Genomic DNA, 15,287 nt, shown 5'->3' on the forward strand with positions numbered 1-15,287 from the left:
CCAAGTCATTTCACTGAAACGGCTCTCTGGTATCGTCACGTCAAATACCTATTTTTTAATCCGTCCGTAAGCCGCTTCGTACAACTGGATATATCGGTCTACGTTCAGCTTCTTGAAGTCTTCCACATAGGAACTCCATCCCGCATCGATATCCTTGCCGCCGGTGATGAATAATACGGTGTTTTGATCAACGTATTTTTGGATCGACGTTTTCAGCTGTGCCACTTCGTCAGCTTCCTCCGGTTTAAACGGCAGGGCATTCGGGAGCGCCTGTTTCGGTTCGTGTCCAACATATTTATCTTTGGTTTCTTTAAACAAGCGAAATTCGTATGAATCCGGATTAAACAAATCGCCGGTCGGCGCAACAAACTTTTCACGAAGAGCTTCCGTCAAACTAATCGGACCGTTCTGACTCCAGGTATCGTTTTGAACCATATTTTCCGATTGGTAATCGCCCGGTTTATAGTAATATACAGCCTGATCGCCATTAAAGTCTTTATCCCCAGGCTTCGCTTTGGTCCAGTTTTTGCCTTCCGGTCCGTAAGTGCTGAGAATCGTCCCTTCCTCCGTGTACATGTAATCCGCAATCTTGATAGCGGCGATGGCCTGCTCCTTTGAAGCTTTATTGGTGATGGACCAAACTCCGTTATTATAGCTGGGCGGGAAATAGGCGGTCATCTGCCCGCCAGGTCCCTTGAGTGGCGGAACCGCTACGTAATCCTTTTGCAGCGGGCTGGTTAACGGTACGCCCATGGCCATATGTCCAGCTGGGTATGCGCCTAATATTTCAGCCGGATTCGTCCCGATTTGCTCAAGAGAATCCAGATTTTGCGTGAACGATGCGGGATCGATCAACTTTTCCGCAAACAATTTATGCATGTATTTAAGCCCTTCTTTGTATTCCGGTTTATCGCTGACGAACACCAATTTGCCGCCATTGAACATTAAGTAAGTAGTGCGGTCATTGTAAATAAACGGATTCATCAAAAATCCATACACTTCGCCATTCCAAGTATTGATCGCTCCACTAAGAGGTATTTCATCGTTCTTCCCGTTTCCGTTCGGATCGCGCTCTTTGAATGCCTTTAGCACATTATAGAAATCATCGATCGTTTCCGGCATTTTCAAGCCGAGCTTATCCAACCACTTTTGATTGATCCACATCTTCTGACTATACGAACAATGGAAGCATATCTGATTTTGAGGTAAGGAATAAATGTTCCCGTCTGCGGATGTCGCACCATTCTTCAAGTCCGGATTTTCCTGAAACGCCTTTTTGATATTTGGCGCATATTGCTCAATCAGATCATTTAAGGGCATTAACACCCCAGTGGTTCCATATTTGTATTGATCGGTCGGAGGCATACCGGTCATGATGACCTCGGGGTATTCTCCGCTCGCAAACAACAGTTGTTTTTTTTGTTGAATCGAATCACTGGGCGTCAAGCTGAATTTCAATGTAATATTCAATTTGCTCTCCAATTGCTTCGTAAACCAGTTGGTTTCATAATTCTCAATTCTGGGCGATTGGTCGGTGAAAATGGTTAGCGTTACAGCCTTTGCAGCCGAAGTGTCATTCGATGTTTGCTCAGCCGTTGCATCGGAGCCGGACTTTGTGGAACAAGCAGTCAATACCATGGATACAACTACCATGCCGGAAACAATTTTCGCTACTTTCTGCTTCATTTTGTTTGCCTCCCTTTTAATTTTACCCCTTACATTCACATACTCGATGTTGAATAGAGTTGAATAGATTCATCCATGCTTGATTTAACATATATCACCTCCTTAAATTCATGTTTCCTAAGATACGGCTCATTACCCTTTCAGCGAACCGATCATGATCCCTTTTACAAAGTACTTTTGAATAAACGGATAAATAAGAAGCACCGGCCCGCTGGATACGATAATGAGTGCATACTTGAGCAACGTTGTCATATTTTGGTTCTTCATCATCTCCTGTACATCCTTCATCATCGTCGGATCGAATTGATTGAGAATAAGAATGTTTCTTAAAATAACCTGTAATGGGAATAACTTTGCGTCGTTCAAGTAAATCATCCCATCAAAATAAGAATTCCAGATGCCAGCGGCATATTGCAAAACAAGCACGGCGATAATCGGTTTGGACAGCGGGATGACAACCTTTAACAAAAAGTGGATATCACTGCATCCGTCGATTTCGGCGGCATCGGACAGCTCGGCAGGAATCGTTGATTGGAAAAAGGTACGAACCACAATCACCTGCCATACGGTAAGGGCGCCTGGCAGCAACATCGCCCAACGGGTGTTCAATAACCCGAGGTTTTTGACCGTCAAATATAAAGGAATCAAGCCGCCTTCGAACAATAAGGTGAGCACTAGAAAAAACATGATGTAATGTCGTCCGGCCAGTGTCTTTTTCGATAATGGATAACCTAACATGATGGTCATACAAACGCAGATCGTCGTACCAGCTATGGAATAGAAGATAGAATTCAGAAATCCGGTCATGATTTGCGAGTTACTCAGAACTGCCTTATAAGCGACGAGAGTCGGATTCACTGGAAATAGCCATACATTTCCGGCAATGACATCCTGCGGATCGCTGACAGATGAGCTGACAATATAAATCAAGGGATAGATGACCGCCACTAATATCAAGCACAATATGAAATATATCGTATAAACGAATAACCGGTCGCTGAACGGTTCCCGAATTTTCGCATTCATACACTCACCCCTTTAAAATAAACTGCTTTCCGACAGTTTTCTGGCGATATAGTTGACGCTAAGCAGCAAAAGCAGATTGACGATGGAATTGAACAAACCGACGGCCGAAGAAAAACTGAAATTTGCTGAAACCAGACCGACCTTGTAAACATAAGTTGGAATCACTTCAGAAATGCTGATATTCATAGGATTTTGCAGAAGATAGATTTTTTCAAATCCGATTCTCATGATGTTGCCGACACTCAAGATCATAAGAATAACAATGGTTGGTACCAGATAAGGAATATCGATGTGGATCATTTTTTGCAGCCGGGTTGCACCGTCCATCTTGGCCGCTTCATAAAGATCGGTATTAACTCCTGAAAGCGCTGCCATGTAAAGAATTGCACCATAACCTGTACCCTGCCATAAATCGGAAAATACATTAATGGAACGGAAGTATTTGGGCTCTCCAATAAAGTTAACCGAATTAAACCCAAGCCAGTTCATGAATTCGTTTACAAAACCGGTATGGGGGGATAGAAACAATATGAGCATCGAGACAATGACAACCGTCGAAATAAAATAGGGAGCATATGTAGCCATTTGCACGATTTTTTTGAACGGCCCGTTCCGGATTTCGTTTAACATCAGAGCCAAGATGATCGGCGCCGGAAAATTGATAACTAATGAATAGAAGCTTAAAGCGATTGTGTTACGAATCACCAGAAAAAAATCGGGCGAATGAAAAAATTGCTGAAAATACTTCATTCCAACCCAAGGGCTGCCAAGGATTCCTTTCGTTACATTATAATCTTTAAATGCGATCAGTATCCCCGACAACGGGATATACTTGAAAATAACCACATGCGCGAGTGGCAAAACCATAAGCAAGTAAAGTTGCCAATGCTTTATAATAGCATTCGGCTTATTATAAAATAAGGACCTTGATCTTCGCTTATCTAACGCTTTTACTGTTTCCAATGCTTCTCCCCCTCAACTTTGGTTTCTTTGCGATTCTCCTTGGTAAGTTGAATTGTAAACTGGTTCTGCCGATCCGTATATAAACCGTTCTTACCCGGCTATACGGATTTCTCCGTGAGCGATTAATCCGATTTCTTACAAGAAACTGTTTTTACCCGAGCAACGAATTCCAAGCTTAGCTTGCCATAGCCGCGGATTTGCCGGATGCTAGACCAACAGTTTCAAGCAAGTAAAAAAAAGAACCCTGTCGTAGCGACGACAGGCAGTTGAAATAAATGTCATGCTTTTGATTACTCATCAGTCGGAATGAGCTGAAGCGACAAGAAAGGCAGTCCTTTCAGGTTTGTCCGGTTGATCTTTAAGGCTTTAAGTTCAGCGTTATAATGTGCCACCTTTTCAAGCTTGATCCGTCCCGCCTTTATCGTAAGCGGCTGATAAGACAAATTCCCGGTTATTTCGTCCTCTACCCGGCATAGTAGTTTCTGGTGATTGATCATGATTTCCAATTCATGACCGTAATCCCATTCCTGACTGCTTGAGCCACTACTCACCAGAAGCTGAACCTCGTATTCACCCGGCTGAGTGGCGATATAATCCCAGCTTAGCCAGTCCTCCGGATAAAACCAGTCTTGTAATGCGCCTGTACGCGCAAGCTTTAATGTGCTTTCTTCCGCTTCTTTATGGATAGATGCTTGAATGGCGGAAAGCTGGATCACGTTCGACTCTTCCTGGATGATGGTTTGGTCCACATCAGGTTCGCTTTCAATCTCGACCACCAAAACCGTACAATACGGATCCGGGGTTATCAGGGGAAGTTCGATCTCCAGCCTGTGAATACCCAACGGATTGTCCTGGAACTGCTTATATCCGATACCGAAGCTGGGGTCGGAGAGTAGATAGCATCTCTTAACATTGTTTTTCAAACCAACGAGAGAAATAAGCTTTCGCCATTCATAGACATGAAGGTAGAGCATGTTTCCCTTACTTGTGATCCTGCCCCATTGAGGACGTTTTGCAAACGGAGAGCCTTTAGTCCCATATATGGCTTCGCCATTGACATTCATCCAATTGCCTACTGCTTTCAAAAGCTTCTGTGCCTGTTCCGGTATCACTCCGTCAGCGGTAGGACCTACATTCAACAGGTAATTGCCTCCCAAGCTCGCGATATCAACCAGTTGATGGATTAGCTCTTCTGATGAACGATACTTGTTATTAGGCAGTGCATTATACCCCCACGCATCGCAGATGGTCATGGGTGTCTCCCAATCTACTCCCGCAGGAATCCCAGGTATCTCGCAATCGCCTAGGCTCAAGTAATCATAATCCACGTCCTCATTGTCTGCTACGCGGCTGTTTACGAGGCAATCCGGCTGCAATTCCCTGATCAAGTCTACCAGTTCCTGCGCCTGGTCGCCCCGAATCAGGGAAGGCGTATCAAACCAGATAATCCCGATGGGTCCATATTGGGTAAGAAGCTCTTTCAGCTGTGGTTTGTCAAACTCATCTATATAGGTTTGAAGGTTTTTACTCCTTTCGTCGCGGTAATCCCAGAAGTTACCGTAGTTCCCCAACCAGTCTGCCCCCTGTGCCTCAAGGCTTTGGGCATGTGGATGCCGCCATTCGCGTACATGGGAGTAGTAGAAGCAGAGCTTTAACCCTTCGCGTTCACAAGCACGCGCCAGATCCGTCATGATTTCCCGTCCATAAGGTGTGCCATCCACAATGTTGAACGGGCTAACCTCCGTTTTGAACATGGAAAACCCGTCATGGTGCTTAGCTGTGATGACAATATACTTCATTCCTGCGTTCTTAGCCAGTCGTACCCATTCATCCGCATCAAACCGGGTAGGATTGAACTCATTTGCCAACTTTTCATACTCTTTGACAGGGATCCTTTCAAAAAACTGCACCCATTCGCCCCTGGCCAGCAGGCTGTAAAGCCCCCAATGGATGAACATGCCGAAGCGGCTTTCCCTCCACCAAGCTATTCTTTCTTCTGATGTCATATTCGCACCTCGTTTATTTATTGTTCAGCACCATCTCTAAGCATGCTCGTGCCCAAGTATAGTATGATTTTAAAGTTTTGAGCAATAAACACTTCTCTATGTTTTAACCGTTTTCTAAGAATGGCCCGAGCATCATCCGCTGTTAATATGCTTCCTTGTTTCGAGCCTCATCCGTTCTCTATACGTGCTGGGGGAAACCCCAACTACCCTTTTGAAAACTCGGCCGAATGCAACCGCCCCTGAATAAGCCACCTCTTCGGCTATTTCCTGAACGGTCTTGTCAGTCTCGATCAGAAAGGTTTTGGCCTGCTCTATTCGGAGTTCTGTCACATAATCGATAAAATTGACGCCGAATTCATCTTTGAATAGCTTGCTTAAATTCTTCACTCCAATCCCATATTTATCGTTTAACAACTCCAGCGACAAATTGGAATCCGTAAAATGCTCCTCGATATATGCTTTTATTTCACGAATCAAATGATAATGTTTCCCCTGAAGCCTGTCGGCGTTGATGTGCTTATACAGTTCAGACAATTCCAAATAAAACTGGTTTTGAAGTTGTTCAATCTCCTCATATTGCTCGATCTGTACCTTCATCTTATCTAAACGAATTTGATATTCCAGAGGATGATCATGAAGTTTTACCGGCTCTTGATGTTCAAATTGACTGATAAAATATAAAAGCAATCTGGCTACATCGTCCCGAGAAATACGACACTCCTTCATTTTCAAAAAAGCTTCAAAAAACTTCTCTTTCCATTCTTCATCTTGAATCCAGATACTCTGAGCAAGCAACTGTAAACGACCATAAAAGTCATGAAAATATTTACGGTTATCCATCTTTTGTACTTCGTTGTAAGAAATGACGTTGGCGACGCCAATGGTTGCTTTAAATTGGATGGCAATCTTGGCCTCTTTGTAGGATTCCGAAATAGCCCCAATCGAATCGGCTTGCTCCCCTACCCCAATCGTTATGGAAAACTTCAAATTGTGATTCGACCAATTGTGAAACCGCTTCACAAGCTCTTCGAGTGAATCTGCCTGAGAAGTATTGAATTGAATCATACTGCAAAATTGGTTGGGAGAAATCCAGTCCGACCAGATTGTACCTTCATAGGACTCAACGATCTCTTTAAAAACTTGGATGAGTGTAAACCGTAACAAATTTTGATCCCGCAGCGAATAAGACTCGCTAAAATGATGAAAACGGTCGATTTCAACGATCACGCTCCATTGATATTTCAAGAGCTTAGGTACTTGAAGCCTGATTTCGTTTTCCTGCCATTCATCCTGCGTGATTATTCTGGTGCCTTCGATCAAATCATGAAAAAACTGCCGTTTTCGCAAGTGGCTGTCTTCTTCCAACAATAATTGAAATTGGCTCGACTTTTCGATCATCAGATTTAAGGCGGATTCAATTAACTTCAAATCATTCTTTCCAGAAAGATGTTGATTGGATCCAAAAAAGGGTACTGAACTGATCCGTAAAAATATATTTTGAATCGGCTTATATTGTTTTCGAGTGCTAAAAATCATAACAACAGAACCAAACACAACCAATATAAGACCGATAATCATCCATATATTCGTCAGCATTTTAGCTGCGGAGACGACTTTTTGATTTTCCGACCCGCTTGCAACGGTCCATCCTGTATACGGAGAAATAACTGTAGACATAACTATTTTAAAATCTGTTGTTTGCCTGGAAATATCCTTCTTTGAGCTGAGAAATGTTTTTCCCGAACGATCGCTAATTTGAATTTCGTGTAGTTTGAAATCATAAAACGATTCGATTAAACGGTTGATAGAGTTGGTGGAAATGTTGACAACCACATAAATACCATCTGCTGACGGGGAAGGATATTTCCGAACCAAACTAACTACATCCGTGCAGCCCTTATTCGTAAATTCAAGAAAGCAACGAGCATTTGACCAAATTACTGGAGAGACCTGATCCCTGATATTTTTAATAAATGAATAATCGCCATATTGCCGGAGTGATTGTATAGTACTGGTACTAACCACATAGTCTTGTTTGGGGTGGACAAGATAAATCGAATCGATCAATGAATAGGATTCCTTCATTCTTAATATTTCCTGAACGGTAAGATAATTTACGTAAAATTGGTCTTTGGCCCCATTTGCCAGGAAATTGTTTAGTTCAGAAGACGTGACAAGCTCCTTTAGAACCTCTTGGTCAATCAATTGCAATTTGGAGTCGACGGTTTGCATAACCTGAATGGCATATTGCGCGCTGACATGTTTCATTTCGTCTTCGTTTTGTTTCATAAGAAAATAAAATAATAAAATCAGCAGAAAGGCTCCAACCGCCAGTAAAATAGACAAGTTAAACAAAAGCGTCTTGAAAAACCAGGTTTTCCCCATACACTTCATCCCCCAATTAGCAGCAAACGGACAAGAAAGCTCAATATGCAGTTGAGCTTTCTTGCCGCCTCGATGACGAATCTGATTGATTTGATTTTGTGATGCTTATCGTGATCTTGAGGAGGTTTCCTTTTTTTGTGTGCTCAAAAACCTTGCCTTTTGTCAGTGTTGGGTACGTCTTATGAAAGTCAGTTTCTTCATAGAGATCGCTTGTTCAGCTGGGTTGGTTTAATCCAAAACTCAAAATCGAATTCTTTTTCGTTTAATTGATATGGATCTAATAAAAATGGTCCGCAGCTGGCTGAACCCATGCCGGATTGTTTATAATCAATGCACACAACAGAATATCCGCTCTTTTCCAGCTCGTAATGATGTTTTTTCGCAGATAACTCTTCTTGCGTGTATTCAGAAGCATTAAATGAAAATGGTTTGTCTGCTTCGAATTTGACTAGGGTATCGTCGAAGTTGATTTTTACGTATTCGCACCCCCAATGGGAGGAGTTTTCTTGCGGTTTAATATAATCCTCATGCATTTCGGAAATAGGTTGCGAAAAAACACCCATATATGAAGCTTGATGCTTATCAATGTAGCTTTCATATGGTCCATATCCGTAATATTCTACCTTGTCAAATTGACTGTTCATAAACATTCTCACTCCAAAGCGCGGCAAGTAAGGACGTTTGTCTGCAACTTGAACAGCATATTTCATTTTCATTTCACCACTATTGAAAATGGTAGTTTCCGTCTGCAATTGAAACGTGTTGTGGTAGGAATGTCCGCCAAGAGCAATTTTTGAGCTTATCAGAATGTAAGTATCCGATTTCTTCGCCGAAATATGGTAAACCTTTGTCATAAGGTTCCCAAAGTTAAACATATTCCATTTCGATTTTATCCATTCATTATCGGTCGGAGCTCTAAATGCGTTGTATTCCATTGGTTTTTCGATTAAAGCTTTTTTATTGAATTTCAGCTTATCAAACAGAGCAATCGATTTATTAAATCGATATTCGAAGTTTTCACCAGAAATATAAATGTATTTCTTATCTTCCGAATAATCGATAGATGTGTTCACTTGAGACGGTTCGATGATTTGTTGTTCTTTGCCAATGAATAGTTGATCGAAACCAATCTCATAGCCTTTGTCAGACCATAAGGTATCATGCTTTTGTGTAAAGATAAACCGTACATATACACTTGTGCCTGTTAAACCTTCAAGACTTGGGATGATTATGATTTGCGAGGATTTGGCCGGAACTTGAATGTCTATTTTTTCTTGCAGAATCACTTTTCCAAGATCAGTAACCTGAGCGGTACATTCAAGCTTATCGGACAAATCGGTAAAATCATACGTATTGATGAACTCGAATACCCCTTTCGAGGTGTAAACCGGCTTGACTCGAATAGGACGATAAACATTCTTTGCTTCTTTTAATCCTGTATGAGGAGTACGGTCCGGATAAACTAAACCATCGATACAGAAATTTCCATCATGACGCGCTTCATTAAAATCCCCGCCATAGGCGTACTTAGCTTTGCCATTGCTGTCTTTCCCGATTTCGATCCCGTGGTCACACCATTCCCAAATAAAGCCGCCGCTGAATCTGTCATTTGAATAGATAACTTTCCAATAATCTTCTAAATCTCCAGGCCCATTTCCCATAGCATGACAGTACTCACATAATACTAATGGACGTTTTTCATTTTCCTTCTTCAGAAAATCATTTTGCATCCAATCCGATGATGTATACATAGTAGAAACGACATCCAGAGTTGCTTCGCTGTCTTCGGCTTTTTCTGCGCTTTCTAATTCGTGCATGCTTTGATAATGGACTAATCTTGTTGGATCGTATCCTTTTATGTATTTGGCAGCTTTCTCCATGTTTTTGCTGTAACCGGCCTCATTGCCCAGCGACCAGAGCAGAACACAAGGGCGATTTACATCTCTTGTAATCATGAGATCAATTCGATCTAGGATGGCTTTCTCATAGTCGTCCCGAACTACAAGCAGCGCAATACCGGAATATCCCCCATTGTTCTCTTGCGTATGAGCGGCTTCAACAGAACCATGGGATTCAAGGTCTGCTTCGTCAATCACATAGAAACCAAGTTCATCGCATAGCTGAAGGAATATGGGGCTGTTCGGGTAGTGTGATGTTCGGATGCTATTGATATTGTGCTGTTTCATTAAATAGAGGTCAACTAACATTTGCTCCCTGCTGATAACTGCACCCGTTACAGGGTCACTGTCATGACGGTTGACTCCTTTGAATTTAATAGCCGCACCATTCAACAGGATAACTCCGTTTTTAACGGTAATTTCCCGAAGGCCAACTTTTTCGCCAATGATTTCCTCTTCTGTTTGCAATGTGACCTTGTACAAATGCGGCTGTTCCGCATTCCACAAAATTGGATGATCCAAGCTGAAAACTGCAATTGTTTCTCCGTCTTTAAGACTTTTTTTACCAAGGAATTGGCCGCTTCCATCAAAGAGCTTTACTGTTACTTCTGTGTTTGCATGAACGTCGACCGTAATATCTGCTTTTGTGTAGGAATCATGAAGCTTGGAAGTAATACGGAAAACCTCAATTTTATTCTGCGGTCTTGAGAGTATATACATATCTCTAAAGATGCCTGACATACGCCATTTATCTTGATCCTCAAGATAGGTTCCGTCACACCATTTGAGCACAACGACTGTGATGGTATTCGTGCCGCTGACAAGGTATTGGGTGATATGAAATTCGCTTGTCATGTGAGAAACTTGACTATACCCGGCAAATTGGTTGTTAATATAAAGATAAAAGCAGCTGTCGACACCCTCAAAGTTTAAAAACCGCTCGAAGCCATCGGATAAATCTACTGTAAATTCCCGGTTATAAACTCCTGCCGGGTTTTGATCAGGTACAAATGGCGGATCATAAGGTATCGGGTAGTGAACGTTTGTATATTGAGGTACATCATAACCGTGTAATTGCCAATTGGATGGAACGGGTATTTCTGTGTATTCTTTCATCTCAAGGAAATTTTCTTCCAAATCTCCAAAGCTATCATAATACCTGAAGTTCCATTGCCCGTTTAATAGAAAGAAACGACTGGATTGTTCTCTTCGCTCAAACGCATCTTGATCTGGAGAAAAAGGTATAAAATAGTTGCGATTTTTTTCCGTGTTAATATGCAACTGCTGAGGATCTTCATGATAAAGGCTATTCTGATTCATATTTAAACCTCCACATATAATTAATTGCCTCTCGGCATGCAAACAACATGATACTCACCACCATATAAAAGCCTGTATAAGATATCATATATGCTGTATTAAAATAAAAAAATATAAGATATGACTTATCTTATATAAAAATATGAAAGTCGCAAGACTGCTTGGTGATAGGTCGGTTCTTGCAGTCAGGATCTCTTTCTTCCAGGATCATAGCATCATGAGGCAAAGTAACTTTCGTGAAAGAGCCCATTAATTCCAGTACCAGTATAATAATAACGATACAAAACAAACTCCCCCTAGTTATCTTAGCTTATCATTGACTTAGGAGTGGCGTTTGTATTGGAATTAACTCTTCAAAAGTACATGCGCCGCATAAGGGCCGAGAACGATTTGGCTTTGAACATCCGTCTCACTCAGCGCATCGCGATACGAGCCGTCAAGTTCCACTTTGAGTTCTGCATTGTTATGGTTTAGTAAAATGAGGTAAGATTGCCCGTCCTTGGATCTTTCGATAGCTTCTACTCCTTCGTACGACTTAGATAAGCTAGTCGATATCTCCTCACGTTTTACGATGAGACTCATCAGATTACTCATAGCCTCATCGTTCAAGTCGCACGCGACATAATAGACCCGGCCCTTTCCAAAGGTGTTCACGGTTACGGCTGGCGTGCCTTTATAGTAATGGCTATCATAGCCAGCCAGCGCCTCTGCACCGGTAAGTTTCAGAACGTCGCACCAAGTTGATGACGTACCTTCGCCGAACGAGCCGTCTATTTTGACGGTGCGACCGAAGTTGATGGAATCGAATTCCTCGAGCTCTACGCCAGCTAATTCGCGAAATAATCCTGGAAACGTCAAGGTGGTCATCTGGTTGTTCCAGGTTTTGGTGCCTGAACGGAACGTGATAAGTAACGAGCCTCCACTCTTCACATAAGTCTCGCACTTAGCTGAGATCTCTTCCGTCATTAGGTTAAAGGCCGGCATTATAACGAGCTTATAGGAAGAGAAGTCGGTCTCCACGCTAGTTACGTTCATACCGATATGCTGATTAGCGACAGCCTTATAATAGGAATCGAGCAGCCCGCCGTACGAGAATTTCTGGTTGTGTGGCTGGGCGCGATGGCTCCATACATTGTCGTAGCTTTTGATAAGTGCGACAGGGCTAGCGTTCTTCGCATCTACAAAGAGATTCGATAGCTTCACGAGTTCTTGTCCGATTTGCTTAACTTCCCGATACCGTCTGCGACCGAGGCCGTCGTGGTCGAGAATACCGTGCCAGTACTGCTCTATTCCTACGGTACAGGCCCGCCAGCGGAAGTAAACCATGGCTTCGGCTCCATGCGCGATCGCTTGATACGTCCATAAGCGCACTTGTCCTGGTTCGGGCGTATCGCCCATTGAATGCCAACCGCAAGGTCCACTTTGCTGCTCCATCATCCAGAAGTTGCTGTTCTTGATACCGCGCATTAGATCGTGCGCCATAGCCGTATTCGTTGGCTTGGATTTAGCCCACATATTGTTCGGATAGTTATCCCAACTTATGAAGTCGAGGTCTTTGCCCAAGTCGTAATAATCGAGCTCGCTGAAGTGACCCATCAGGTTATGTGTGATCGGCAAAGAGCTGAAGGCGCGAATTTCCTCGATTTGTAGTCGTTGATAGTCAGCTGTGGAATCGGAGAAAAAGCGCTGATAGTCGAGCTGCAAACCTGGATTATGATTGAACGGCGTTGACAACAGGTTACTTCCACCTCCGCTTTGGCTGAAGCCGTCGCTGGACGAGTAGGTAGGTAGGATAATTTCTTCCCAGGTCTGGTAAGTCTGGCTCCAGAAGATAGTACCCCATTCTTCGTTCAGCTTATCGATTGTTCCATACTTCTTGCGAAGCCAAATCTGGAAAGCATGTAGATCGCTTTGGCAATAACAGGCTCCTCCAAACTCGTTATCAATCTGCCAAGCGACGATATTCTCGTTATCTTTATAGTGATCAGCCATAGCGCGTGCGATTTTCTTTGAAAAATCGCGGTAAACAGGGTGATTTAGACAATAATGCCTTCTCGTACCGAAGCCTTTGGTTAATCCATACACGTCGATTGGATACATGTCTGGGTGCTTATCCATCAACCATTTGGGAGCGGCAGCTGTTGGTGTTCCGAGAACGATTTTGATCTTCTCGCGACCAAATACCCCGATGGAACGATCCAACCACGAAAAATCGTAAGTTCCCTCCTCTGGTTCCATCTTCGCCCAAGCAAACTCCGCCAGCCTTACGATATTAATATTCGCTTCCCTCATCATCTTCGCATCGATCGACCAACGCTCCTCTGGCCAATGCTCTGGATAATAATCTACGCCAAAATACATCTTGAATTCCCCTCTTCAAATCAGTATGTTATTATTATGCTAATATTTATCTCTTGATAGGCTTATTATAGTTATCGTTAATATGATGGTAAATCATAATATTTTGATTAGTATATCAATATTATGCTATATACGGAGGTAAACATGAGAATCAACCATTTTATCGCACAGCCTCGGTTTAACCGATTCGTATGTTATCCTGACTCATTCGGACATTACTACAACGACCCCTCTCATAGCGAGACCAGGGCAGCCGGACAATTTGGGTCTTATAATTGGCACATCGTCCGTAGCGGTATAGGTTACTTAAAGGTTGGCGACGACACCATAAAGCTCCATGCTGGATCCGGTTTTCTTTATGGTCCTGGTGTCGAACAGATCTATTATACGGATAGCGAGGATCCGTGGGACATTCGATGGGTACATTTTCAAGGTGAAGGAATTGGTGGGTTACTGCAAGGCAAAGGGGCGCAAGAGGTTTGGACGTTTTCTTGGAAAAGTGCTGAAAGACTAGACGATCTCTGGAGCGATCTACTCTCAAATGGTGTTCCTTCTCTGGGAAGGGGAGAGGTTCGCCTGTCGGCATTACTCTACGAAATGATATCCGAGCTCGCAAACAATGCGGGGAACACACAAATTTCGTCGGGCAGCGGGCAGCGGAATAAAATCATTGCTGCCGCGGAATGGATCCGATTGCACAGCGAGGAGTTCCTAACACTGGAGCTGATGGCGGAGATAGCAGGCTACAGCGTCTCCCATTTCAGTAGACAGTTCCATCTACTCATCGGTAAAACCCCGATCGAGTTCCTGACTGAGTGCCGCATTCTACAATCAAAAATATTATTGGTGTCTACCGACCTATCCGTGAAGGATGTATCCGAGAAGGTCGGCTTCTCTAGTAGCGCCTATTACATCCAACGGTTCCGTAAATCCGAGAACATGACGCCGGAACAGTTCCGACGGATGAGAAGGGGAAGCACCTGCTTATGAAGTGCTACCTTTGTTGTATTATAAGATTTTTTATTTGTATTTAGCTATGATAGAGCCCTAGCCTATTTTTCCTTCAGCATATTTTTTGCTATCTAACATTCAATTCATTAGTAAAGAGAAAAATCAGTATTAATCCAACTAGTTAAATCTTTTTAAGCACAATTTCCCTTCAGAGCATCTATCTTGTCTTCAACGATCACTTAGTATTCTCTACAATTTTATTCTGTTTACATTTGTAAAATTCACTAATGAACTTTATTTTCCCTGATCACATATAAATATCTTCGTTCAAATATGGCTCAAAACAGAAATCAGTGCTTGACGGTATGAACTACGGTTGAAAATGGAAAAACATCTGCCAATCCAGTATTGTTGTAAGTCCTACCAAACAACAAAAGGAATAGACAGATGCAAATCCAGTATATCAGTGAAATGCTTAACATACCAGAGTTACAGATTCACCAGATTTTGCCGATGAATGCAGATGAAATACAGATTGAAGCGGTGCCTATGGCCTCAAAGCAATGCTGTCCGATTTGTCTATCAGATGAAGCCGTCACGCTTAAAGGGAGCAACGGTTTACGTACTGTCCGGCATCTGCCAGCATTTGAAAAAAAAGTAGTCCTTTTGGTTCCAAGTATCCGGATGCATT

The 15,287-nt window shown here is 42.7% G+C and carries 8 protein-coding genes and 1 pseudogene; 2 read left to right on the top strand and 7 right to left on the bottom strand.

Going from position 1 to position 15,287, the window contains the following annotated elements; genetic code table 11:
• Positions 1 to 48: 48 nt before the first annotated feature.
• From G519_RS0131100 to G519_RS0131130, 7 genes are all read right to left on the bottom strand, one after another.
• Positions 49 to 1,686 carry an extracellular solute-binding protein gene (locus G519_RS0131100; RefSeq protein WP_029197979.1) on the bottom strand — a complete coding sequence of 546 codons (1,638 nt, stop codon included), beginning with the start codon at positions 1,684 to 1,686 and terminating at the stop codon, positions 49 to 51.
• Positions 1,687 to 1,818: 132 nt separating this feature from the next.
• Positions 1,819 to 2,712, bottom strand: coding sequence for a carbohydrate ABC transporter permease (locus G519_RS0131105; RefSeq protein WP_029197980.1), 894 nt, complete (start codon positions 2,710 to 2,712; stop codon positions 1,819 to 1,821).
• A gap of 12 nt (positions 2,713 to 2,724) precedes the next feature.
• Positions 2,725 to 3,579, bottom strand: coding sequence for an ABC transporter permease (locus G519_RS0131110; protein ID WP_084160422.1), 855 nt, complete (start codon positions 3,577 to 3,579; stop codon positions 2,725 to 2,727).
• A gap of 386 nt (positions 3,580 to 3,965) precedes the next feature.
• Positions 3,966 to 5,681 carry an alpha-L-fucosidase gene (locus G519_RS45395; protein ID WP_051253847.1) on the bottom strand — a complete coding sequence of 572 codons (1,716 nt, stop codon included), beginning with the start codon at positions 5,679 to 5,681 and terminating at the stop codon, positions 3,966 to 3,968.
• Between the two features lie 132 nt (positions 5,682 to 5,813).
• Positions 5,814 to 8,066, bottom strand: a complete 2,253-nt coding sequence (locus G519_RS0131120; RefSeq protein WP_029197982.1) for a helix-turn-helix domain-containing protein — start codon at positions 8,064 to 8,066, stop codon at positions 5,814 to 5,816.
• A gap of 197 nt (positions 8,067 to 8,263) precedes the next feature.
• Positions 8,264 to 11,284: a glycoside hydrolase family 2 TIM barrel-domain containing protein gene (locus G519_RS0131125; protein WP_029197983.1), complete on the bottom strand. Its 3,021-nt coding sequence runs from the start codon at positions 11,282 to 11,284 to the stop codon at positions 8,264 to 8,266.
• Positions 11,285 to 11,629: 345 nt separating this feature from the next.
• Positions 11,630 to 13,645 (bottom strand): beta-galactosidase, encoded by a 2,016-nt coding sequence (locus G519_RS0131130; RefSeq protein WP_029197984.1) that lies wholly within the window; start codon positions 13,643 to 13,645, stop codon positions 11,630 to 11,632.
• Positions 13,646 to 13,789: 144 nt separating this feature from the next.
• Here G519_RS0131130 and G519_RS0131135 point away from each other — a divergent pair, with 144 nt between their 5' ends.
• Both G519_RS0131135 and G519_RS0131140 read left to right on the top strand, forming a co-directional pair.
• Positions 13,790 to 14,635, top strand: coding sequence for an AraC family transcriptional regulator (locus G519_RS0131135; protein WP_029197985.1), 846 nt, complete (start codon positions 13,790 to 13,792; stop codon positions 14,633 to 14,635).
• 408 nt (positions 14,636 to 15,043) lie between these two features.
• Positions 15,044 to 15,287 (top strand): annotated as a pseudogene (locus G519_RS0131140) (ISL3 family transposase); the annotation flags it as partial.

The sequence above is a fragment of the Paenibacillus alginolyticus DSM 5050 = NBRC 15375 genome, from assembly GCF_000422905.1.
Lineage (GTDB): Bacteria > Bacillota > Bacilli > Paenibacillales > NBRC-103111 > Paenibacillus_E > Paenibacillus_E alginolyticus.

What these genes read in the sequence shown, in the direction of transcription:
- G519_RS0131135 (WP_029197985.1), top strand. Translation starts at nt 13,790, where the DNA reads ATGAGAATCAACCATTTTATCGCACAGCCTCGGTTTAACCGATTCGTA.
- G519_RS0131105 (WP_029197980.1), bottom strand. Translation starts at nt 2,712, where the DNA reads ATGAATGCGAAAATTCGGGAACCGTTCAGCGACCGGTTATTCGTTTAT.
- G519_RS0131130 (WP_029197984.1), bottom strand. Translation starts at nt 13,645, where the DNA reads ATGTATTTTGGCGTAGATTATTATCCAGAGCATTGGCCAGAGGAGCGT.
- G519_RS0131120 (WP_029197982.1), bottom strand. Translation starts at nt 8,066, where the DNA reads ATGGGGAAAACCTGGTTTTTCAAGACGCTTTTGTTTAACTTGTCTATT.
- G519_RS0131110 (WP_084160422.1), bottom strand. Translation starts at nt 3,579, where the DNA reads ATGGTTTTGCCACTCGCGCATGTGGTTATTTTCAAGTATATCCCGTTG.
- G519_RS0131100 (WP_029197979.1), bottom strand. Translation starts at nt 1,686, where the DNA reads ATGAAGCAGAAAGTAGCGAAAATTGTTTCCGGCATGGTAGTTGTATCC.
- G519_RS45395 (WP_051253847.1), bottom strand. Translation starts at nt 5,681, where the DNA reads ATGACATCAGAAGAAAGAATAGCTTGGTGGAGGGAAAGCCGCTTCGGC.
- G519_RS0131125 (WP_029197983.1), bottom strand. Translation starts at nt 11,284, where the DNA reads ATGAATCAGAATAGCCTTTATCATGAAGATCCTCAGCAGTTGCATATT.